General features: G+C 49.6%; 18 protein-coding genes and 2 tRNA genes. 7 read left to right on the forward strand and 13 right to left on the reverse strand.

All coding sequences use genetic code 11. From position 1 onward, the window contains the following. Nucleotides 1-72: transfer RNA gene (locus AMF_RS09495), tRNA-Cys, on the forward strand. A 179-nt stretch (nucleotides 73-251) separates the two neighbouring features. Here the strand turns inward: AMF_RS09495 and mrdA are convergent. Together mrdA and secF are read right to left on the reverse strand one after the other, a co-directional pair. Continuing rightward, nucleotides 252-2,057, reverse strand: a complete 1,806-nt coding sequence (gene mrdA / locus AMF_RS09500) for a penicillin-binding protein 2 (RefSeq protein ID WP_010266262.1) — start codon at nucleotides 2,055-2,057, stop codon at nucleotides 252-254. Then, a complete protein-coding gene (gene secF / locus AMF_RS09505) occupies nucleotides 2,038-2,967 on the reverse strand; it encodes a protein translocase subunit SecF (protein ID WP_010266264.1) in 930 nt (309 codons plus the stop codon). The genes mrdA and secF overlap by 20 nt, the downstream gene beginning before the upstream one ends. Nucleotides 2,968-3,148: 181 nt before the next feature. Here secF and AMF_RS09510 point away from each other — a divergent pair, with 181 nt between their 5' ends. After that, nucleotides 3,149-3,499: a YraN family protein gene (locus AMF_RS09510; RefSeq protein WP_225307924.1), complete on the forward strand. Its 351-nt coding sequence runs from the start codon at nucleotides 3,149-3,151 to the stop codon at nucleotides 3,497-3,499. Between the two features lie 2 nt (nucleotides 3,500-3,501). Here AMF_RS09510 and hemA read toward each other — a convergent pair whose 3' ends face one another. The 3 genes from hemA to AMF_RS09525 form a co-directional block, all read right to left on the reverse strand. Beyond that, nucleotides 3,502-4,710, reverse strand: a complete 1,209-nt coding sequence (gene hemA, locus AMF_RS09515) for a 5-aminolevulinate synthase (RefSeq protein ID WP_010268779.1) — start codon at nucleotides 4,708-4,710, stop codon at nucleotides 3,502-3,504. A gap of 193 nt (nucleotides 4,711-4,903) precedes the next feature. Continuing rightward, the gene (gene tyrS, locus AMF_RS09520; RefSeq protein ID WP_010268783.1) at nucleotides 4,904-6,148 is read right to left on the reverse strand and encodes a tyrosine--tRNA ligase; all 1,245 of its coding nucleotides are present in this window, start codon (nucleotides 6,146-6,148) and stop codon (nucleotides 4,904-4,906) included. A 33-nt stretch (nucleotides 6,149-6,181) separates the two neighbouring features. Beyond that, nucleotides 6,182-6,253: transfer RNA gene (locus AMF_RS09525), tRNA-Lys, on the reverse strand. Nucleotides 6,254-6,457: 204 nt separating this feature from the next. Between AMF_RS09525 and glnA the strand changes: the two genes are divergently transcribed. From glnA to AMF_RS09540, 3 genes are read left to right on the forward strand one after another with little or no spacing between them, the layout of a single operon-like run. Continuing rightward, the gene (gene glnA / locus AMF_RS09530; RefSeq protein ID WP_010266269.1) at nucleotides 6,458-7,864 is read left to right on the forward strand and encodes a type I glutamate--ammonia ligase; all 1,407 of its coding nucleotides are present in this window, start codon (nucleotides 6,458-6,460) and stop codon (nucleotides 7,862-7,864) included. 58 nt (nucleotides 7,865-7,922) lie between these two features. Continuing rightward, nucleotides 7,923-8,903, forward strand: coding sequence for a phospho-N-acetylmuramoyl-pentapeptide-transferase (gene mraY / locus AMF_RS09535; RefSeq protein ID WP_241759925.1), 981 nt, complete (start codon nucleotides 7,923-7,925; stop codon nucleotides 8,901-8,903). Nucleotides 8,904-8,912: 9 nt separating this feature from the next. After that, the gene (locus AMF_RS09540) at nucleotides 8,913-9,896 is read left to right on the forward strand and encodes a polyprenyl synthetase family protein (RefSeq protein WP_010268795.1); all 984 of its coding nucleotides are present in this window, start codon (nucleotides 8,913-8,915) and stop codon (nucleotides 9,894-9,896) included. Between the two features lie 74 nt (nucleotides 9,897-9,970). Here the strand turns inward: AMF_RS09540 and AMF_RS09545 are convergent, their stop codons facing one another. From AMF_RS09545 to polA, 5 genes are all read right to left on the reverse strand, one after another. After that, on the reverse strand, nucleotides 9,971-12,043 hold the full coding sequence (locus AMF_RS09545) for a hypothetical protein (protein WP_223822670.1): 2,073 nt from the start codon (nucleotides 12,041-12,043) through the stop codon (nucleotides 9,971-9,973). Nucleotides 12,044-12,178: 135 nt separating this feature from the next. Further along, nucleotides 12,179-12,898, reverse strand: a complete 720-nt coding sequence (locus AMF_RS09550) for an ABC transporter ATP-binding protein (protein ID WP_010266279.1) — start codon at nucleotides 12,896-12,898, stop codon at nucleotides 12,179-12,181. 4 nt (nucleotides 12,899-12,902) lie between these two features. Further along, nucleotides 12,903-13,682 carry an MlaE family ABC transporter permease gene (locus AMF_RS09555; RefSeq protein WP_010266282.1) on the reverse strand — a complete coding sequence of 260 codons (780 nt, stop codon included), beginning with the start codon at nucleotides 13,680-13,682 and terminating at the stop codon, nucleotides 12,903-12,905. Between the two features lie 18 nt (nucleotides 13,683-13,700). Beyond that, on the reverse strand, nucleotides 13,701-14,441 hold the full coding sequence (gene rpe, locus AMF_RS09560; protein ID WP_225349014.1) for a ribulose-phosphate 3-epimerase: 741 nt from the start codon (nucleotides 14,439-14,441) through the stop codon (nucleotides 13,701-13,703). Between the two features lie 118 nt (nucleotides 14,442-14,559). Next, a complete protein-coding gene (polA, locus tag AMF_RS09565; RefSeq protein ID WP_080510995.1) occupies nucleotides 14,560-17,112 on the reverse strand; it encodes a DNA polymerase I in 2,553 nt (850 codons plus the stop codon). A 1,267-nt stretch (nucleotides 17,113-18,379) separates the two neighbouring features. On the opposite strand from polA, the gene AMF_RS09575 reads away from it, so the two are divergent. Together AMF_RS09575 and recF are read left to right on the forward strand one after the other, a co-directional pair. Further along, on the forward strand, nucleotides 18,380-19,288 hold the full coding sequence (locus AMF_RS09575) for a Rossmann-fold NAD(P)-binding domain-containing protein (RefSeq protein WP_011114630.1): 909 nt from the start codon (nucleotides 18,380-18,382) through the stop codon (nucleotides 19,286-19,288). Nucleotides 19,289-19,297: 9 nt separating this feature from the next. Next, a complete protein-coding gene (recF, locus tag AMF_RS09580) occupies nucleotides 19,298-20,413 on the forward strand; it encodes a DNA replication/repair protein RecF (protein WP_012659131.1) in 1,116 nt (371 codons plus the stop codon). Here recF and AMF_RS09585 read toward each other — a convergent pair. From AMF_RS09585 to AMF_RS09595, 3 genes are all read right to left on the reverse strand, one after another. Continuing rightward, nucleotides 20,410-20,871, reverse strand: coding sequence for a P44/Msp2 family outer membrane protein (locus AMF_RS09585; protein ID WP_010268812.1), 462 nt, complete (start codon nucleotides 20,869-20,871; stop codon nucleotides 20,410-20,412). The genes recF and AMF_RS09585 overlap by 4 nt on opposite strands. Nucleotides 20,872-20,910: 39 nt before the next feature. Further along, nucleotides 20,911-22,107, reverse strand: coding sequence for a P44/Msp2 family outer membrane protein (locus AMF_RS09590; RefSeq protein ID WP_012659132.1), 1,197 nt, complete (start codon nucleotides 22,105-22,107; stop codon nucleotides 20,911-20,913). 64 nt (nucleotides 22,108-22,171) lie between these two features. Next, nucleotides 22,172-23,380 carry a P44/Msp2 family outer membrane protein gene (locus tag AMF_RS09595; protein WP_012659133.1) on the reverse strand — a complete coding sequence of 403 codons (1,209 nt, stop codon included), beginning with the start codon at nucleotides 23,378-23,380 and terminating at the stop codon, nucleotides 22,172-22,174. Nucleotides 23,381-23,417 lie beyond the last annotated feature (37 nt).

Here is a 23,417-nt window from a genome sequence, read left to right on the forward strand (position 1 = left end):
GGCTGGGTGGCAGAATGGTTTATGCAGAGGACTGCAAATCCTTTTATATCGGTTCGATTCCGGTCCCGGCCTCGCTTTAAGCACACATAGGCGCTGCGCGAGTGGCAGTTAGCGCAGAGTGTTTTCAGTGCTTGCCGCCAGCCAATTAGACGCGCTGCGTGCGTGTCAATTTCAACCTGTCTGTTATACCTGCGGGGTTGTGCTTGCATGGGGTGGACCGCTTGTTGGGCTACACACGGTGCCACAACAACCTAGTTAACTAGCGTTGCGTCTTCTTGCGCAAATAGGCCTTGTTCCTCCATGTAGCCAAAAACTCTCCGTGCTATTTTGACAGAATTGCTTGAACTACTAGACTCAGTAAACGCGGCTATTGCATATTTTGGAGATGAGTATGGCGCATATCCCACAAATATACCATTATTGCTGCGGCGCCCTCCCGCACCAAAAACCTGAACGGTACCGGTTTTCCCTGCAACTTTTACAGATTTGGGAGGGGCATCACGCGAAAAATGCTTAAACGCTGTGCCCCCGGGGGTGTTTACCACCTTAAACATAGCGTGGCGCACGCACTCCATATGAGCAAAATCCGCCTCTATGGGAGGAAATTGAGCTGGAACTTGCCCAGCATCCACGTGTAATCTTGGTAACACTCTCATCCCGCTTGCCACCCTGGCTATAAATACAGCAAGCTGCATAGGGGTTGCCAGTAGATAGCCATGTCCGATTGTGATATTAAGTGTGTCTCCTAATCTCCAGCCATCGAGATTTTCAGCGCGCCACACCTGGTTTGGCAAGATTCCTACAGCTTCTCCAGGCAGATTGGTATTGCACTGTTCCGCAAATCCAAACTCTTGGGCGACGCCGACAATTTCATCTATGTCAACCAGGCGCCCAACATTGTAGAAATAGCAGTTACAAGAACATGTGATTGCTTGCTCCAAACTTATCAATCCGTGCCCATTTCTGTTCCAGCAGTGAAATTTTCTACCCCCCACTAGCACGCTACCCGAGCATAAAAACCGCTGGTCCGCGTCTATAGCGCCACTACGTAAGGCAGCCAACGCAGCAATTATCTTAAAGGTAGAGGCGGGCTCGGTCTGTAGAGCGATAGCACGGTTAATCAGTGGTAGTTCGGTGGAGTCGTTCATTGACTCCCAAGTGTGGCGGGACAACCCATTGACGAAGAGGTTATTGTCGTACGACGGAGAGCTACACAGTGCTAGTATATCACCGCTTAGTACATCTAACACCACAACCGCTCCTCTGTCGCCCCCCATTATCTCAAACACAGCTTGTTGTAGCGACGCATCTACGGTAAGGGTTACATCACTCCCAGGTAGGCAGCGTAGTAGCAGCAATTCTTTTACTTTCCTGCTCCGAGCGTCAATTTCGTGTTCCGCAATTCCCGGAGTGCCTTTGAGAATGCCATCATACACGTACTCCGCCCCAGTGATTCCTTCGCGCTTTTCCGGTAACAATTCGCTACTTTTACCACCCGACCATGGCCTGGTATACCCTATGAGGTGAGCACAGCTTGCACCAAATGGGTAGTGTCGTCTATGGAACGGCGATATATAGATGTTTGGCAACTTGTATATATTGAACTCGATATCTGAAAGTTGCTTCCAGCTTATGTCGTCATACAGTGTAACAGTTTCAAACTTTTTGGACCTGATACGCTCGATCGCGCCCTCTAATATCGGCTGCTTGGTAATTTGAACCAACGTACTAAGCAGCTCATCAATATTCTTTACGTGTCGCAAAACACAAAAAACCCTGTACGCCGGCCTACATGTTGCAAGCTCTATTCCCGCTCTATCAAGGATTTTGCCACGCATGGGCGGAATGAGCAATTTTCTTATCCTATTGTTATCAGACAGTATACTATACCTCTTCCCGCACCGTACCTGCAGGTGGTACACTCTGAATGTCAGCACAGACACCGCTAACGCCTGCAGTGTGGCCAGAAGTACAATCCTGCGGCTATAGACTTTTTTTACATTTCGGTCCTGCGATGCGCTAAGTAGGGCCCAGATCCTATGTAGGGTTCTCTTCATTTTTGCGTTTTAGAACCTTCTGTGCACCACTCACAAAGGGAACAGTGGATATAAAAATGGACGAATACGTGCCCACAATAACACCGAAGAATACGATCACACCCAAATCGTGTACCGCGCCCTCGCATAATAATATCAAAGGTACTGCGGCAAGTAGTGTGGTGCCAGATGTGAGTAAAGTTCTGGATAGCGTCGAGTTTATCCCCGCATTGATTATACCACCCACGTCTTTGCCATGCACGCTCTCACCGCGCGCCAGCTCTCTAATTCTGTCATATATGACTACAGAATCATTGACCGAGTAGCCAATAATCATCAAAACTCCAGCCGTTGCTGGAAGACCAAACTCAATGCCCGTGGCGCTTACCATGCCCATTGTTATTGCAACATCATGCACTAGCGCCAGAACTCCTCCAACCGCGAATTGCAATTTAAACCTGCAGCACAGGTATAAAAACATCCCCACTAATGAGCACAGTACCGCTATCACCCCCCTGGTCACCTGGGCAACACCAACCTGTGCGCCTACGTAGTCTAGCCGCTTGTATGTTATGGCGCCAATGCCGTTTATGGCGTCTTTTATGCGTTGCAGTTCATCAGAGCCGCCAGGGCCAGCAGTGCCACGGAAGACAACCATAAATTCTTGGCCGCTATCCCCAAAACCCTGTACTGAGAGCCCGCTGAGCCCTGCGTCAGATAGTGCAGCACGCACTTGTTCTACGGTAGAATGCCCATCATCCAGAGAAAAATTGGCAACCATGCCACCAGTAAAGTCAGCCCCCAATGTTACGCCCTTGAGCGCAATGAGCAATGCCGAACCCAGCAGCAACACAAGGCTTATAAGTAGGGCAAGCTTTCTATGCTTTATGAAATTGAAGTTGACGCCATCAGGAACAATACGCAAGACCATAGCCAATACAGCGAACGCTCGAGTGGCCAAGTTTATGTCATTTCAGCCGTGGGTTCAAGGGAAATAGTGCAAAACTAAACCAAGTTGCTCTTGCAAAATATCGACTGCGCCGATATAAACTGCACGTACAAAAGTTGATTCTACCAGGCCTGTGTGCACGTCAAAAAGCAGGGCATCAAAAGTGCGAAGTTTGGTGGGTTATGCCGGAGAGCTAGTAGTGTTGTTGCTGCGCAAAGCCCGGCTACACAAGGTGCTGCATCACAGATACCGGTCCCCTTTGGGGGAGATTGATCTTATAGTGCAAAACGGGCGGGAACTTCACTTTATTGAGGTAAAAACCAGCATGACCTCACGCTTTCACGAGGTGCCAGTCACAAAAAAGCAGCGCCGGTCCGTCGTGAGAACAGCGCAATATTTCCTCTCGCGCAACCCGCAGTTCAGTGAGCATCAAATCAGCTTCGAGGTCTATTGTTTTTCCCCAAAAAGTGGTGTCACCCGCTTCGTAAACGCATGGCAAGTAGAAGAGCGCTAAGGCTATACACAACTTTTAACTAGCGACACAGAAAACCGCTGCAGCACCTGCAATAGCCCATCAATCAGCTTTTCTATCATGTCATCCGTGTGAAACGGAGTGGGCGTAATTCTAAGTCGCTCCGTACCGTGTGGCACGGTTGGGTAGTTGATTGACTGAATGTAGATACCATGGTCACGCAGCAGCGCCCCAGAGATTTCCCTGCAGATTTCTGCATCACCAACTATTATTGGTATTATGTGGGTTTCAGTCATGACAAACTCTATGCCCGCATTCAGCATGGCATTTTTGACCTTCTGCACAACTTGTCTATGCTTTTCTCGTTCCACGTTACTCACCTTCAGGTGCTCAACGCTAGCCCTGGCAGACGCGGCAATCAATGGGGAAATCGCAGTCGTGAAGATAAAGCCCGGCGCAAAACTTCTCACTACGTCCACCAACCCCTTTGAGGCCGCTATGTACCCACCCATGACTCCAAAAGCCTTGGACAATGTGCCTTGAATTACTGAGATCCTATCAACCAAACCTTCACGTTCTGATATTCCGCCACCGCGGGCCCCGTACATGCCAACTGCATGCACTTCATCCAAATATGTGATTGCATTGTACTTATCAGCCAGGTCACAAATCTCCCGGATCGGGGCAATGTCCCCATCCATGGAGTATAGAGACTCGAACAATATGATTTTAGGGCCGGGGCCAGCTGCCTCTAACAGGCTTTCGAGGTGCTCTACATCATTGTGTCTGAAGATGTGTCTCTCCCTGTTGCTTGCGCGAATACCCTCAATCATGGATGAGTGATTTTTCGCATCGGAAAACACGACTATGTCTGGAATCATCGACAAAATTGTGCTGATGCTAGTCTGGTTGGCAACATATCCACAAACAAATGCGAGAGCTGCAGGCTTGTTGTGCAGATCCGCCAGAGAGCGTTCTAGTTCTATGACTTCTTTGGTGGTACCAGAAATGTTTCTGGTCCCCCCAGCCCCAACATTGACGCTCACATCACGCGCAGCGGAGAGTACATGTTCGTTTTGACTCATACCTAAATAGTCATTGCTGCACCAGAGCGTGATAACTTTCTCTGTTTGGCATTCAATAGCGTATGGGAACTTTCCTGGAATGCGACGAAACCCGGTAAACTCCCTGTATCTACCTTCTTCCTTGATAGCTTGTATCTTCTCAAGAAATACTTTCTCGTAATCCATCATAGGAAACAACCCACATTTTGCCACAGCATAACACTAAGCACTGTTTTTTACCACAAACACCATATCCCCCATTGCGTGAACGCCACCAACGCAATGCAACGCACCTGGGCATGGCCGCAACTCCGCGTCCGCAGTTCGGAGACCGGTCTGCGGCAGCTCGGCTATGATTTTGTCGTACAACAGCCCGCATATTCTAATCTTCCACAACCACCTTGATGCGTCGCTTCTTGCCACAAAACACCGTTATGTACCCACTGTTGCGCGCAAAGTCTGCGTGAGTCAGCGCATGGTCAGCATCTTCGACTACCATTCCATTGATTTTACATCCCCTACCCTTGATGAGCCTCCTTCCAGCGCTGATACTCTCTTCCAGTCCCGCCAGTTGCAGGAGCTTGGCCACCGATATACCCTGAGCTATAAGGCTCTTGTGCAGGGGGAAGTGAGGCAACCCCGCATCGTCATTGTGCTCAAAAACCTGTAGAGCCGCGTTCTCAGCCGCAAGCGCAGCGGATTTACCATGACATATTGCGGTAGCCTCAGTGGCCAGAACCTTTTTTGCCTCGTTTATTGCTTCACCCTGCAGGTTTTCTAACTCGGCAATTTCATTCATCGGCAGCTCAGTAAAAAGCCGCAGTAGGCGGCCGACTTCCACATCTGGAACATTGCGAAAGTACTGCCAGTAATTTCCGGGATCAAACATTTCGGCGTCAAGCCATACCGCCCCATCGGCGGTTTTACCCATCTTCTCCCCAGTGCTTGTAAGCAAAAGTTGGGTGGTCAAACCATAGAGTTGCGGCAGCCCCAGCTTGCGCCCTAGGTCTATGCCATTCACGATGTTGCCCCACTGGTCAGCACCACCTATCTGTAGCACACATTTGTGCCTTCGATGCAGTTCTACAAAGTCGTATGATTGCAGTAGAACGTAACTAAATTCCAAGAAGCTCAGGTTTTGGTCCCGGTCTAGGCGGCTGCGCACGCTATCTAGGCCCAACATAGCGTTGACGGAAAATTTGCTGCCAATCTCCCGCAAAAACTCGAGGTACCGCACTTCTCCAAGCCATTCAGCATTGTCTGCTATAACAACGCCGTCACCCTGGTTCAAAAATTTGTTGATGGTGGCCAGGATCCCAGCCTTATTGGCCGCAATTTCCGCTTCAGAAAGCATCGCCCTGGCTTTATCCTTACCAGAAGGGTCACCAATCTTGGTGGTGCCTCCCCCCAAAAGCACAACTATCTTGTGGCCGAACTTTTGCAGGTATCGCATTACCATAATCTGCATTAGACTTCCGATGTGCAGACTACGCGCGGTGCAGTCGAACCCTATGTACGCGGTTATTGGCTGCAGCGCCATGAGTTCATCAAGTGCCACATCATCTGTGCACTGGTGTAGATACCCCCTAACCTGCAGCGTATTTAAAAACCCAGACTTGAACTCCATGAGCTTGTTCACCCCAACAACGCCAGAACGCAGTGGTCCCGGCGCGGATCGAACGCGCGGCACGGTGATTAAAAGCCACCTGCTCTACCACTGAGCTACAGGACCTAAGCACACTTAGAGTCAGCAAACCCACACCACGATGGTAACGCCTTTGCCGGCAGAAGTCAAAAGTCTTAATGGTCTTCTGGACGTACATTTCGCAGCACGCAACTTACAATCAATATGTGCTGGCTGTTCCTGTTGCCAAGACACGGAAAATTTGTTACGCTCCACTCGATCTTTTTACTAAATATCTTCAGGATCTTCGTTATGTTCCTACGCGCAGAGGACTTGCTGGACTACATTGCAAAAAATTCGGTCAAATTCATAGACTGGCGGTTTACCGACCTTCTTGGAAGGTGGCATCATACAACATATAGCGTTTCCTCCTTGAGTGCTGAGGTTTTTTCTTCTGGCATTGCATTTGACAGTTCTTCGGTACCCGGGTGGCAACCTATAGAAAAGTCTGACATGTTGCTGGTGCCAGACGTAAGCACCGCGTTTGTAGACCCGTTTTCGCCCCAGCCGTCCTTAGCGGTAATTTGCAACGTCGTAAACCCACATGGGCATAACGATTATCAGCGTGACCCGCGCTATACAGCACGCAAGGCGTACGAGTATATGCTGTCATCCGAGATTGCAGATAAGTGCTTTTTCGGCACCGAACTGGAGTTTTTTGTGTTCGACCACGTGCGTTTTGGCACGGACCCTTATAACACATATTTTAAGTTAGCCAGCCAGGAAGATGGGGGGCTTGGTTCCCGAGGGTGCTTTTCAAACCATGGGTACCGCATGAAGGCAAAAGACGGATACATGCGGCTCGCACCGGTAGATTCTCTGCACGATGTACGGTCGGAAATGCTTGCCATGTTGTCTGAAGTTGGGGTCACACCGTTGCTCCATCACCATGAAGTTGCAGCATCGCAGTGTGAAATTGGGTTCCGGTACGCAGAGCTCGTCACGAGCGCAGACAATGTACAGAAGTGTAAGTATGTGCTCCGAAACGTGGCAAGTTCTTACGGCAAAAGCGTAACTTTCATGCCGAAACCCGTGCGCGGAGATAATGGCAGCGGTATGCACTGCCATCAATCTCTGTGGAAGGACGGGAATAACATATTTTCCGGTAGCAATAGGGGGCTGTCTGAGCTGTGTTTGCATTACATAGGTGGTGTAATAAAGCATGGTAGGGCTTTGAGTGCATTTGCGAATCCATCTACTAACAGCTACAAACGGCTTCTACCGAATTTTGAAGCCCCTACGTGGTTGGTGTATTCGCACGAGAACAGGTCTGCAGCAATTCGCATACCGTGTATACCAGACGGAGGCTCCACGAGGATAGAGGTCAGGTTTCCGGACCCGCTCGCGAACCCGTACTTGTGTTTTGCCGCGCAGCTAATGGCGGGGTTAGATGGCATTAAGCACAAGGTGCATCCTCATGAAGTAAGTGGCAAATGTTTGTACAGCATGGAAGAGTCAGAAACGCGTGACTTGCTGTCTGTTCCCACCTCTTTGGAAGAGGCGCTAACATCTCTGGATAAAGACCGGGACTTTCTCCTACAGGGCGAAGTTTTCACTAACGAGCAGATAGAATCCTACATCCAGCTCAAGAGATCAGAGGTTGACAACCTGCGGTCATATCCACACCCGGTAGAGTTTAGCAACTACTACGCTCTTTGAGGGCGGCGCTGTGTTCAGCCCGATAGGGAAGGTTGCCCAACCCTATTTTTGCAGTTTTTTGCTTTCAACAATTCTAGGATTCGTAATAGCGCCCCGCACCATAGCTGCACTGAAAAATATCCAAAAGGGTAGGAATCCCGTCCGCAGTTGTTTTCCCGCAGCACATCTTGCAAAGAAAAGCGGCATACCATCCATGGGTGGCGTCATCATACTCTTGCCATGCATATTATCCACAGCAATATTCGGTGATCTACACGATCGCGACATATGGGTGATACTGACAACCATGGTTGCTTTCGCAATACTTGGAGGAGTGGATGACTATTTGAAATTCACTCGGCAGAACCCGCAGGGTATCAGCCTGGAAGCAAAGTTATTTGCCCAGCTGTTGATAGCATCTGCGGCACTGATCTTCCTCTCGTACACCTCCGATAGCTTTACTAGCACACACATATTTTCCAAGGGGTTGATAGATCTGGGATGGGCATATATGCCCTTTGCATATATCGTTGTGGTTGGGTCATCAAATTCTGTAAACCTGACGGACGGGCTCGACGGGCTTGCAACCCTGCCGATTATCACTTCCACAGCAATTTTGGGAATTATAGGCCATTTATCACTGCAATTTGGTGCGGAGCCCCCTGGCGTGGTTGGCGCAAATATACCAATATTTTGTTCGGCGCTTGTGGGAAGTGCACTAAGCTTTCTATGGTTCAACGCGCATCCAGCTCAGGTATTTATGGGAGACTTGGGTAGTCTGTCGCTCGGAGCATCGCTGGGGTTGATGAGTGTAATGCTAAAGTGCGAATTTATCTACGCAATCTCAGGTTGTATATTCGTCGCAGAAGCTATTTCCAGTATGGCACAAGTGGCTTATTGTAAGCTCACAAAGGGACGCAAAATTTTTCTGGTAGCGCCCATACATCACCACTTTGAAAAGGCTGGCCTAAAAGAAGCTACCATAGTAACTAGAGCGTGGGTTATTGCTATGGTCTCATTCGTGGTATCCCTTGCAGCAATTATTTACATTTATCGTTAGTGGGAAAGTATGTCAGATGCGTTTAACAGAGCGTTGATTGACCTCAAAAGCTTGGTGCTAGAAGACCTGCAGGCAATGGAGCAGCTCATAGTCGACACAAGCAATAGTGACATCTCATACATCGCCGACATAGTCAGCCATCTTATGCTCTCTGGGGGCAAGCGTATACGGCCGATTTTACTGCTTGCTGTATGTAAGATGCTGGCACTAGCAGATGAGCGTAGAATCCGCATTGCTGCCGCAATAGAATTTATACACAGCGCAACTTTATTGCATGATGACGTCGTAGACCAAAGTGAACTGCGCCGTGGCGCAAAAACATCGAACAGCTTATGGGGAAACAAGGCCAGCATTTTGGTGGGAGATTTCCTCTTGGCTGCCGCTTTTCAGTGGATAGTGTCATGTGGTAATTTTGAGCTTCTCACCGTGCTCTCCGGAGCATCCCGCACAATAGTTGCCGGGGAGATACAACAGATGGTGTATAGCAAAAATTTGGATATCACGCGCGAGAAATACATAGAAATAATATCCGCAAAAACCGCTGCTTTGTTCTCCGCAACCTGCGAATCCGCGGGTGTTTTGTCTGAAAGCCCACACGGCAACCGGGAAGCGTTGAGGGATTTTGGGCATAATTTCGGTATAACATTTCAAATAGTGGACGACTTGCTCGATTACACGGCACAGCATGAGCAGTGGGGGAAGGCACACAGTCAGGACCTTAACAACGGCCAGGTTACTTTACCACTGATTATGGCATACGAGGAGGCAGATTCGGCCGGGAAAGAAATGTTGAGGGGCGCTCTAGCTGGCAGGACCGCAGATATTGAAACTGCGCATTCTTACATCACATCTCTAAACATCGTACAAAAAGCCACAAAATTTGCTGCGGAATATGTAGATGCAGCTAACAGATTTTTAGAGCCGTTTCCCAATTCACAATGTAAATCCAAGCTTAGTGCGCTACTGAATAGTGCCCTGCAGAGGCGATTTTAGCGGAAGATTTTTACCTGAAAGCGTTAGGCAGTAGTGATGGCCTGTGAAACGCACATGCGCTAGACTGCAGGCCATCAACACCGCAAGCCACGTGCTGCGTTTTCAGCGCTGGTAATTTGCTCCCAAGGGGGTGTACATGTAACAGCACGTAAGTGCGTGCCGGTAGCAGCCGGCACTGGTGGTACACTTGGAGCATTTCTGAGTGTATTCTCCCCACACCGTATTACGCCAAGAATATAGTCCTCAGAGCTGCGCCTAAGTTCTAGCATCCTGCGCTCAATCTCCGCTTTTTCCAGTGCACAGTAAGTATATAAGGCCGTGCATACCAGGAATGTGACCCACACAATACCAAACATCTGCCACATTTTGGTGTGTAGTGGGGCCTTGCTGCAGGCAACAATCCCTGAGAGCGCGCACACCAATATTACGCCTCCCGCACTGGGGAAGAAATAGCAGAATGCTTTGAATATCCGGTGCTCACGAGCGTAAACACGCCTCGCCTCTGAAAAACCGCTACATACTTCTGCATGCTCGAGGAAAAACCTTGAAGATAGCTTGCACGCTGAGCACACCATAGCAAAAAAACTATTCACTACCATGGTGTACGTGTCATACGCCCACCCGTTGGCATCGCTCCCCGCTTCGTCGCGGCAGAGCAGCCTGCGCGTGTAGTCCGCACATATACTAACCCGCCTCACATAGGCATTATCACTAAGAACATATTCCACTAATTCGCCAACCACCGCTCTTGCACCAATACGGTTGCGCCCGTTTTCACAAAAGCTAAAAAGCTCGCTCAGGTGGCCGCGTATTACGTCATCCAAGAGGCGAGATTCCACATCTGACTCAGTGCGTATGCGATTTAGCTTCTGTCTACAACGAGCAAAAAACTCCTGAATTGGTGCAAACTCCTCGTGCCGTAATAGCACATTGTTGCCGCGGATTCTGTCATCCTGAGCACACAACATGTGCAATACATTGCAAAATCTTGTGTTGAAAATTCTCGCTCTTTCAGCAATACCATCTGTATGCTCCAGGCGGCTCCGTATAATTCTTGCTACCTCGTGTAGGTCTATGTTACGGGAACCAACCCTACCTTGTAACCAACCGATGCTATTTCTTAGTTCTGCGTTTGACTGCATAAACGCAAGTTTGAATCTCTCACAATCCTCGCTCAGAGAATAAAAAAGTGCATAGTAGGGTATCCCAGTAATAAATTCTTGCAGAAACGAAGGGTCTCTCGGTGTACTGATGCGATCAAGGTATAGGAGCGCGTATCTTACCGCACTTTCAGAGCAGTATACCGAGCCCAGCGCATAACGTAGCGGCCCATTGCCTTCTTGGTCCCTTAGTGCTTCAAAAAACGAACCGCTGGTACATTCTGTTCGGAAGCGTCTGGCTTCCCGTGCAACCAATGGGCGTACGATCTGAACCATGAACTCCCTTTCGTACTTACCGCCACACAAAGACAAAGCGTAATGAATGGCTCGCGCGCCGCGGGCATCCAACGCATATCTTGAGAAGCCTATCAAAAACTTCTTTACAAGCTCGAACATGAGATTCTGTCTGTCTTCCGCATTACCTGGCATGAGATATTGCAGACACAGCATGTAAGTGAAGCTTCTATGAACTTCCATAGAGCCGTCATCGCACCTGCGCATGCATACGTGTTCCTGTTGTAAAAATCGCTCAACGCTACTAACAAACACCGCATGTGTAACTCTTCCCTTTTGCATGGATGCCAAGCGCGCTTGTTCTATTTTGTCTGCTATTATTCCAACACATTCAATAATTGCAGGAATGCGACGATCTCTCCTCGATACTGGATCATCAGCACCAGCAGATATACTTCTCGCAGGTAAACTCCGTATTGGCCGGCGTGCCCGTGCACCGCTGGGGCCGGCGGTATTATCAGGCCTCGACGCCCCATATCTACCACCAGTTATTGTTGAGCGGAACATTGCCCACAAATCGCTCAACGTCCCATTTTCCTGAGAGCTGGGTAGCATGGCATCCATTAGTATGGCAAGCGGGCTGTCGTTGCCATCGCGGGATAGTATTTCCTCCACAGGCATGTCCGCCAATGTACGTGCAAAGGCGTGTGCATGCCCACCTAGGTCTTCAGCATTCAACATTAAAGGGCTCACAATTGCCAACAGCGACCCAACGTGTTAACACATGGGCACAGGCGGGAGTATACTACGCAGGACGTTACGTTCACCAATGAAATATTCTGAGAGTGCACGAAACACCCTACCACCCGCACAAAAGCATGTGTACTATTAGTAGGCAAGCCGCATGAACTTCACTACGTACGGGTCCGTGCTGTTTTGTATGTCACTCACCCCTTCGCACGCAATAATCTTCCCGTCTTTTAGCACCGCAATTTTATCCGCTATCCTGAGCGCGCTATCAATATCGTGCGTTATGGTGATGACAGTCAGCTTGAGCTCCGCGTGGCATTGCATGATGATATCACTCACCACATCAGACATTATAGGGTCGAGCCCGGAAGTCGGCTCATCCAAAATCAAGATCTTCGGCCGCCCGATTATCGCACGGGCAAGCGCGACCCTTTTTTTCATACCCCCAGAAAGAGCTACGGGATAAACATCCATGACGCTAGAGTCCAAACCTACCATTTCCAGCCCACACTGTGCCAGCTCTTTGGCCTGGTTCGCACTAATGCCCAACCTTCTGCGAAAATTAAAAACCACATTCTCCCACACGGTAAGGCTGTCAAACAGTGCACAATTTTGGAATAGAACGCTAAATTTCTTCGTATTCTGCTGATGGTGCGACACATCCACTCCGTCTATTGTCACACTACCGGCGGTTGGTGTGATGAGCCCCAGCACTATTTTAGTCAGTACTGACTTCCCGCTACCGGATTCCCCCAGAATTACCAGGGATTCCCCCCACGGGATGTTGAGGTTAACACCCTGGAGCACCTTTTTGTCGCGGAAAGTCATGTGCAAATCAGATATGGATACAGCATACATGGCACTACGCGTAAAAAACCGTAATTACATAGTTAAGCAGTACGATGAGCATGGAAGATGAAACAACTGTGTTGGTAGTTGCAGCACCAACTCCTCTGGCTCCCCCACTGCAATAATACCCGCTATAGCACCCCACCATCGCAATTACAAACCCGAAGGACACTGCCTTGACTAAACCCTCGGTCACATCCTTGAAGCGCAAAAATTCAGCGACACCCCCTATATACTCGTTTGGATTATAACCCAGACCCAATGTGCCGACAGCGTACCCACCAAATATCCCCAAAAAATCTGTGTATATGATAAGCACAGGCATCGCGACCATGAGGGCGATAACCCGGGGCGCCACTAGATACTGGAAGGGGTCAGCTTCAAGAGTATCCAGAGCATCAATCTGTTCTGTAATGCGCATTGTCCCTATTTCTGCAGCAACTGCAGCGCCAACTCTTCCTGCAACAATCAGCCCTATCAACACCGGCCCAAGTTCCCGAACTATCGCAACGGTTACTATACCAGCCATAAAGTGTGCTGCGACCTTACCGCCCCCCACTAGAGTATCTTGCAGCACCAGCGCGCCTCCAGTAAACAGCGCGGTCATCCCAACAATAGGAAGAGAGAAGAACCACATCTCAAAAAACTGCCTCGCTGCTATTGGGAAGTAGTAAGGGGGGAGAGCGCCAAGTGCCACAGATTTCGCACAGAAAATCGACATCCTGCCCACTGGTACAACCAACCCGATAAAGTACCTGCCAACAGCAGCAAAAATTGTTGCAACAGCGTTCAACTCTACCTCACAATATTTCTAAAATGACTTCAAGGCCTGCACTACTTTATACATGTTAGCAGATTTGAAAAGTGATGTACCAACCACTACCACATCAGCACCTGCGTTGACAATAGATCCGACATTTTCCGTAGTGACGCCCCCATCCACCGATATCTTGGTTGGCAAGGAGTACTTCTCCACCATGGTACGGATTTTTTCTATTTTGCGCAGCTGTGATGTAAGAAACTCTTGGCCCGCGAACCCCGGATCTACAGACATCACAAGCACAAGGTCCAGTTCATGTATCACGTATTCCAGTGCGCTATGGTGAGTTTTAGGGACCAGGGACACTCCCACTTTTTTCCCGTGGGATTTTACCTCTCGCACAAACCTGTAAAGGTGCACATCTGACTCCGCATGTACGGTGATGATATCAGCCCCGGCATCTATTACACTCCGTAAGTGCAGGGCCGGAGTTTGAACCATCAAGTGTACATCCAACACTAGGCGAGTGCACTTTTTGATACCAGCAATAACCACGGGGCCCACCGTTAGGTTTGGCACAAAGCACCCATCCATAACATCAACATGCAGCCAGTCAACTCCAGCAGCCTCTACTGCAGCGACTGACGCACTAAGGTTTGCAAAGTCTGCAGATAGAATAGAAGCAGAAACAACTACGCCCTTAGCGGCTTCGGGCCCGCCGTTAGGAGTCTTTAAAAAATCCTCTTTCTTGGCCAACAAGACAACCAACCAACAAACACGACTCTCGCGCATTATAGCTCTTAGGTCCCGTCTTTCAAGATGTAACCCTGTCAAACAAAACCGGTTGCGCAGTTAGACTAATAATTAACATCAGCCATAACCCGAGTAGACGTCAACAGAGCGCCGCCGTTTATACTGACTCCAATTTTGCCATGCTACCCCAACTGCTACCAACCCCGATATCAACCTTGAGTGGCACGGAAAAATTTGCGACACCCTCCATCACTTCTTTCATCAACTTTGCAACCCTATCCACATGGCTCTCGGGCACCTCAACTAGAAGTTCGTCGTGTACTTGCAAAATTATTGCGCCAACCTCGAGTTTATTACGTAAATTTATCATCGCTTTTTTAACAACATCTGCAGCGGTACCCTGTATTGGAGCATTAATCGCGGCACGCTCTGCAAAACCTCTGACTGTGTGTTGCTCGCTGTTTATACCAGAAATGTAACATTTCCTACCAAAGGCTGTTCTAGTATACCCATACTTCCTTGCATAGGCTTTGATTGCCTCCATATAGTTTTTGATCTCCGGATAAGAGCGAAAATACTGTGCTACGTACTGGCTGGCCTCTTGCCTAGTAATGCCGACATTCTTTGCCAATCCAAATGGGCTCATACCGTATATGATCCCGAAATTTATAGACTTCGCCCTTCTCCTGAGTTCCGGATCTGTGACTCCATCACCAAAAATTTGCTGTGCCGTCACCATGTGGATATCCTTTCCCTCGGAGAAGGCGTCTCTGAAGGCCTGCACCCCGGCAATGTGGGCCATAATTTTCAGCTCCATCTGGGAATAATCTGCCGATACTAGCTTGTGGCCTTCACGCGCTACAAACGCTTTTCTGATTTCGGTGCCTTCTTTGCTCCTGATGGGTATATTCTGCAGATTCGGGTTGCTCGAGCTTATTCTACCAGTAGCAGTAGAAATCATAGAATAGCTGGTGTGTACCCGCTTAGTTCCGGTCTCAACCTGTCTTAGCAAAGCGTCAACGTAAGTACTTTTTAGCTTGGAAAAATGCCGCCACTTCAGCACCTTGTCTGCAATTTCTACCCCTTCTGCAGCAAGCTCTGTAAGCACCTCAGCATTCGTAGAATAAGACCCGGACGGCATTTTCTTCGCACTGCTGCTGAGCCCCATACGTTCAAACAAAAGCTTGCCTAGTTGCCTTGCGGACGCAACATTGAACTTGCATCCAGCAAGGTCATATATTTCCTTTTCCAGCGAGCGTATGGAACCATGAAAATCTTGTGAGAGCTGTTTCAAGATTTCTGTATCAACCTCAACGCCGATTTCTTGCATCTCATAGAGAACGCGCACAAGCGGCCTTTCAAGTTGGTAGTAAACTGTGAATAACCTGTCTAAGAGCAGTTTGTTTCTCATTACCCCATGCAACTGCACAAGGGTGCACGCCAGCCTGGCCGGAAATTTCTGGTGCAAGTAACGATAGGCCATACCCGCCAAACTGTGGTCATGACTGCCCGCATCCAGACTATAAGACATCAACATAACATCATCGAACGCCCCTAAATCCGGAAAATGCCGCATAATTAGCTTCGCATCATGTACAATTTTAAGTACAGAATCTGAAGCCAAAATTTGCCTGGCTGCATCCATAAAATTCCGTACCTCATCCCCACGTACGGTGAGCGCATGTTCCCTATCATAGGCAACCGACAACTCGTTAATGGTTCCGTCTGCAATTTTTGCGTGGAAGGCAAGCAACCCAACATTTTCACACTTACGCAAAAACGCCACCGGGTCTTCGGTGTGAGATTCCGGCATTTCTCCCGCTCCCCCCTGCCGATCGGGAGACTCAAGAGAGATCTGGTAACACTGCTCGATTTTCCCCCGCAGAGAGTTTAGCTCGTACTTTTCTAAGAAAGCGAGCAGCTGCTCCGAGTCAGGCAGTTTTTTGGCATACTTATTCAAGTCTCCATCGAACTCGACTGCTCGTTGTAAGGACACTAAATCCCGTGAGAGTAACGCCTGATCCGCGTGTTGTATGAGCATTTCTCGACATTTTTTCTGCTCAACTTTCTCAGCGCAGCTCAAAACGTTATCTAAGGATCCAAATTGGTTGATAAGCCTGGCAGCGGTTTTTACACCAATACTCGGCACACCCGGGATGTTGTCAGAGGCATCCCCAGTTAGAGCGAGAACGTCCAGGAGTTTGTCAGGAGTCACACCAAATTTGTCAACTACATATTCATCTGTCAGGTACTTATTCTTAATTGGATCAAAAATCTGCACGTGCTCTCCCATGAGCTGTAGCAAATCTTTGTCCGCAGTGATTACCCGCACTTGAACATCTTCAGACGCATATTTCGTGCTGAGCGTAGCTATGACATCGTCCGCCTCAAAATTGTGCACCTCCTCACTTGCAATGCCCAGTGCACTCACTGCTTCTCGCAGCGGGGAAAATTGTCTGAGCAGATCCTCAGGCAATCTTGGTCGGTTCATTTTGTACTGTGGATACAGGGTGTGGCGAAAGTTTTTTGAGCCTGTATCAAAAACAACTGCTATATAGTCTGCATTGTGTGTCAGTAGATGTTTCAAGAGAATATTGATAAATCCGTACACACCGCCTATGGGCGCCCCCTGAGAGGTATGCAACTGCGGAAGGGCATAATACGCGCGGAAGAGAAATCCATACGCATCTACAACTACAAAGTTTGCCATATGTAGCACCCCCAAAACCTCCGAGTACTCTAAATAACGCAAAATGTGCTCGGCCTCCAGTTTGTTGTTTGTGGGAACGTTGCAACCACCTTCTATGAATGATCAAAAATCGTACTACCAGAAGGCGCCAGCAGCATGGCCATAAACCCCTAGTATCATCCAAAAACCCAAGATGTTCCAGCTATCCGGTACTGATAGGAAAGGTGTGCATGGCGCATCGGGTTGCGTGTTGTAACTCCATTATTAAGAAATTACAAACTGTTATGGACGAGAATTTCACCGGGTTTTCACAATTTAGGGTTGGCTCAACAGCATTTAGCTACAATCCGAGGTTGTTCCAAACGCAAAGGGGGAGTTTAATTCATGTCACAGACTATCGGCAGTAAGCCCAAAAGTAGCACCAAGGCGACAAAGGCTACAAGTAGCAAGCGCACAGTCAGCACAAAAAAGGCGCGTGCAGCCGCAACACCGAAAGATCGCACAGCGGTAAAGAGCACACGCGCTGTTGCGCGGGCACGGCGGACAGCTGCATCTACGCAACATAGTCGCCCAGCTGTTTCGAAGCCAGCTAGCGTGGCACGTAGTGCCGCTAGTCATCATAACGTTGGGGTGTGGTGTAAGGGGCCATGCGGATTTGTTTTCGGCGGCCTTAGGCATTTGTTGGGATGTGCACTGTCATTCATAAGGCCACACATTCCAAAGTGACATCACAGCAGAGTTATTGAGTTCCCTGAGACTCCCTGTTTCCGGTGATATCTAATCTCCGTGCTGGGGCCCGGCATGGGCGCCTGCGGGGTGGCGGTGCCGCTTATCTCCACTTGCTCTGTGCTGGTGTGGCGCCAGTTTTGCACGCAGTAGATGCGGGCAAGCCAGGAGCCTGCCTATACCCCCACGCTCCCTACGTGTCAGCCGGCCGCGCTGGCGTGCGCTGGAGCAATAATCGCCCTGTTCCGGTGCTGCTGCGGGCGCAGGCAGTGGACCCAGGTACGCTGTGTTACAAGCGCTTGTAGGGCGTTTTACGTCATTTTAGCACGCAGGCAACATGCAAACCTCTTGACATTCACCATCCTTTGTGGTGAAACCCTAGAATGTTGCTGTCCTTGGCTGCCAGCGAATTCTGGAGTAGTTGCAGTGGATGCGGAGTTCTTACACAAAAGGAAAATAAAAAATTGCACTGTGTTCGCGCTGTTGTTAGCGCTTGTGGTTGTGCTGTTTTTTGTGTCTATTGTTAGAGTGAAGTTCTAGTGTAGGTTGGGCAGGTAAGGGCGTGGGTGTTGCTGGAACTGGGGTAGGGTCTCTCGTCGACATTGGCTGCTGTAGCAGCGCAAGCATGTGGGTTATCTCAGGCTTTGAACTAAAAACCAAAACGGTGTACAACAAGTTGGCGGGCACGCTTGTGCGCAAAAACATTGCCATGGCGCTTTGTCAGTCCTCCGCGCGTACCAGGGCTTCCTTTGAGGGCAACATAAACCAGAAGGGCAGCGGGATAATAGTGCTCGGAGCAAGTGAAGTGTACCCACACAGGGGTGAATCGGTACGCGATGCCGCATCGTCGCAGTACGTAGACCTTATGGTGCCGCGTACAGCAAGCCACGCCGCTCTGCTGGAGATGAAACTGCGCAGCAATGTGCAGATGATCAATGCGCTCATCAAAAAGAGCCATCCGTATCGGGTGCTGGCTGGCATCTTAACTTATGCGGCAACAAAGTGGTGTGCAATTTTCGGGCAAACTGTTGCGTGGGTGTGCGGCAATACCAACGTATTGAGTTCCCAGGTGCGGGCTGCCGCTGCTTTGAAGTTTAGGCTTCTGACACCCACTCTACGGTGCTCAGATAACATGGCCCGGAAAGACGCACAACAAGAAGGTGCAGACATCGCTTATGAGCCAGAGCTGGCGCATGCGGCTTCGGATGCAGATGTTGTCACTTCTGACTCTTGGCATTCGATGGGCAACCCCACTAACCTAGACGTGCTGAATAACCATCAGGTCGATGAATTTCTTATTGCGCTTGCGAAGCATGGCCATATGCTTTTGCACTGCATGCCAGCGTATGTTGAACGGGAGGTCGGTAGAGCTGCGCCGTGCGGTCCTTCCTCGCACACAGCCGAAGAGGCAGGAAACAAGCTGCGCATACAAAAAGCCCTCCCAGCCTGGCGTTTTGGGCTGTTATCGTAAGATCTTAATATGTCCCCCAGTCCAAGATCGTGTATTCAAAGCATTAAGTTGTGTAACTTCCGGAATTACACAAGGGCCGAACTGGAAAGCCACGGGCATTCAGTTGTGCTGTTGGGAGAAAATGGATCAGGCAAAACTAACATTTTAGAGGCAATATCTTTGCTGTCGAAGGGCCCCGGATTGCGCAATGTCAGTGCAGCTTGTATGCAAAACCGTGAGTCGAGCGCTCCCTGGAGTGTGCACCATGCGGTACTGAGTGGTAACGCACAATGTTCGGTTAGTATCACAAAGCACGAAAATAAACGTCGCCTGCTTATAGACGAGAAGGCCGGTCTCTACAGTACCCTACACAATATGCTATGCATAGTGTGGCTCATGCCGCAGTTGGACCATATTTTACTCAAAGCACCATCAGAGCGCCTAAGGTTTTTTGACAGGGTCGTGCACATATTCGACAAAGATTATTCCTCTCACATAGTCCGGTACGAAAAGGCAAAGCGTGACAGAAGAAAGATTCTGCGCGAGGCCCCACAGGACGTCAATTGGCTTACGAGTTTGGAAAATGTCATGGCTGCAAGTGGGGTTTGCATCGCTCGGATGCGGCTCAACGCACTTGAGATTTTACAAAAAACCATGGCAGATAATGACATTAACTCCCCATTTTTGAAGTTCAACATACACCTAGATAGTGCGGTTTTCGAGCTGTTAGAAAGCCAGGAACATGCGGTAAGTCGGTACATGCAGCAGCTGGGAAACAGTAGAATGAAGGACATGCATGGACAGCTCACCTCATTTGGCATCCACAATGATCATTTTCAGATATCAAACGCAGATAAAAACCTCGCAGCAAGTAACTGCTCAACCGGAGAACAAAAAATCCTCCTGCTATCGCTGTTGTTGACAGCAGCAGTTGCGAAGCGCAAGGTACACAACCAGGCCCCCATAATGTTGCTGGACGACATCATGTCGCATTTGGATTATACGCATAAGCAAGAGCTTGTGCAGACCATAAAAGACGTGGGATGCCAAACATGGATCACAGACGTTGACGACAGGAATTTTGAGGGGCTAGAACGGCACTTCGTGCGCTTGCGCATCACTGATAACAGCATAAATCCAGTTTAGCCTCCAAGATCTGCACTACGCTTCCCTAGCAACAAGAACAAGGAGTTTCCTTGTTTCCAATGTCTACCACTAATCTCAGAAACAGAAAACTCTTGCCCAATCACTCCAAGCTCTATCCTAGTGTCACCCAGAGCATAGCCTACAGCTCCAGTGACACCATATGGGCTTATACGTTTAAACTTTATTGGATCATCACCAGGAGCACCTCCGTTCTTACCCCACCAGTCAAAGCTAGACCAGGATAATACTTCATCACCTGATACATCTTTCTTATAGGGTAGGACATACCAAGTCTCTCCAGGAATGCCAACGTATAGGTTTCTAACACCTCCCCAAGCTGGCGTATATCCGAAACTTACATAAGGACCAAAAGCTTCGGCAGCAGAAGAACCTGTTCCGTAAAGAAAGACAGCAGGCAGCAACACTGCCAGAGTGGCACCTACGAGAGACCTGAGCACAACCCCTCCGATTGGAGGGGGAACGCAATCAGCAGGGTGCTACGCGAGTATAAACCTCAATCCCGCTTCCAGCGCCAGGTGATGCAACCCAAAGGACACGCGTGCCTTGACGTCTTCCTCCTCAGTATACGCGCGATACTCCGACGCTGCAGACAGCGTAGACACGCGGCACTGCTCTTTATACTCCATAACTCTCCGGTATGCGCCATCAACAAAAATACTGGCTTGTGGGGAGAGCTCGTAACTCACACCTAGCTTTGCGCCATATGTAAACCTGGGAGTACCGGTCTTGGCCACTTTCAAAAAGCTCATCCCTATGCCAACACATCCATATGGGGATAGACCCCCCATGTTAACAGTAGAAACGTCATAGCAGTAGTTGGCACCAAAAGTGTTGGCCGCAACTGCAGGTATCTCGATTTTATATCCACCAATGCGCCCGAGGGCTGCGAGTATCATTTCCCGCTCCTTCTTCAAAATTTCTTCATTATTGTCGGTTTTGGCTTTAGTCGCCGCAGCAAGGAGAAGCATGGCCTTGCGTTTCTGGTCATGTGTGCTGACGCTCCGACCCCCATATTTGTAGCCAATCGTAGCAGCAACTAATTTGACGGCTGTGTGCACATCCACCGAACTCGCCCCTACATGCTTTAGAGCCCCTTTCCCGGTTCGTGTACCAAGCTCACCAGACAGCGCACTCGCAAGATCATGAAGCCCATCGTACCGAGTAGAGGACAGCACACGAAGAGCTCTCGCCGCCGGATCATCGCTGTCAATCTGTCCTGTCACAAGCCGAACAATTGCGTCATCCACGAGAAGGAACATTGAGTCTCCCTTGGTCCACGCTCTACCACTGACCTTCATGATGGGAAAGCGCTCGCGCACTGCTTCGAGCTCTAATCTACCTGTCGAGTAGCGCACCCCCACACTGCCAACAACGCCAAATGGGCTACTGTGCCGGAATTTTATTGGATATTTGCTCCCCTTGGTGCCCACGCTGCTCCAATCGAAGTCAAAAGGGGAAGTGTCCCCACCAACGGCATCTTTCCGATAAGGTAACGCAGAATCCGCCGCACCGGGAACCTCAGCGTAGAAATCCGCCACACTCCCGAATGCTGGGGCAAGCCCAAATCCTAAGTAAAAGTCGGTATCGTCACCACCAAACCCTGCCGCAACAGCGGACGAACCAAACGCGATAGTTCCAGCTACAACCGCACCCAACAGAAAAGACCTAACCACCTCACCCTCCGTACATCAGCAACACACATCCCCTCCCCACCTAGGAGGAAACAACAATAGAGCGCTACGCGAGTATAAACCTCAACCCTGCTTCCAGCGCCAGGTAATGCAGCCCAAAGGACACGCGCGCTCTGATATTTTCCCTTTCAGTATACTCACGATACCCTGACGCCGCGGACAGAGTAGACACACGGCACCGCTCGCCGTACCCCATAACCCTACGGTACGCGCCACCAACAAAAACCCTAGCCCGCGGAGAGAGCTCGTAACTCACACCCAGCTTCGCACCATATGTAAACTTCGGAACACTGTTCTTGACCACCTTCAAAAAGCTCATTCCCGCGCTAACACAGCCATATGGGGATAGACCCCCCATGTTAACAGTAGAAACGTCATAGCAGTAGTTTGCGCCAAAAGTGTTGGCCACGACCGCAGGTATTTCGATTTTGTGTCCACCAATACTGCCAAAGGCGACGCTAATCATACGTGCGCGGTCAATAATCTCACGCTCTTGCTTGTCGACTGCCGTAGCGGCAGCAAGGAGCAGCATGGCTTTTCGCATCCGCTCAGGAGTAAGAGGGGTATCATCCCTCCTCCCAAATTGGCTCCCATATACCATAGCGACAATCCTGGCTGCCGCCGCAGCGTCATGTTTATCAGCACCTGTGTGTGCCAGAGCGCCCTGTTTCAGTGTAACCGTCTGTACCGCAGTGCTCAGCGCATCTTCCAGTGATAAGAAATCCTGGTGCTCGGGCAACGCCTTGCTTAGCGACTTTACAGTTTTGCTATCGCTGTCATTGGCACTTCTCTGTCCTGTCGCAACCCGCACCACTGCATCATCCACAAGCAGGAACATTGAGTCCCCTTTGGCCCACACCCTACCACTGACCTTCATGATGGGAAAGCGCTCACGCATCGCTTCGAACTCCAGCCTACCAGTTGAGTGGCGAACGCCTATACTGCCAACAACTCCAAACAGGCTATTGTGCTGGAATTTTATCGGGTATTTACTCCCCTTGGTGCCCGATTCTTCCCAATCAAAGTCAAAGGGGGAGGTTTCCCCGCCGCCAATGGCATCCTTCCTATAAGGTAATGCAGAATCTGCTGCGCCGGGAACTTCAGCGTAGAAATCCGCCACATTCCCAAATGCTGGGGCAAGCCCAAATCCCAAGTAAAAGTCGGTATCGTCACCACCAAACTCTGCCGCAACAGCGGACGAACCAAACGCAAGAGCCCCAGCTACAACCGCGCTCAATAGAAAAGACTTAACCACCTCACCCTCCGTACATCAGCAACACATAGCCCCCACT

It is taken from the genome of Anaplasma marginale str. Florida, assembly GCF_000020305.1.
Lineage (GTDB): Bacteria > Pseudomonadota > Alphaproteobacteria > Rickettsiales > Anaplasmataceae > Anaplasma > Anaplasma marginale.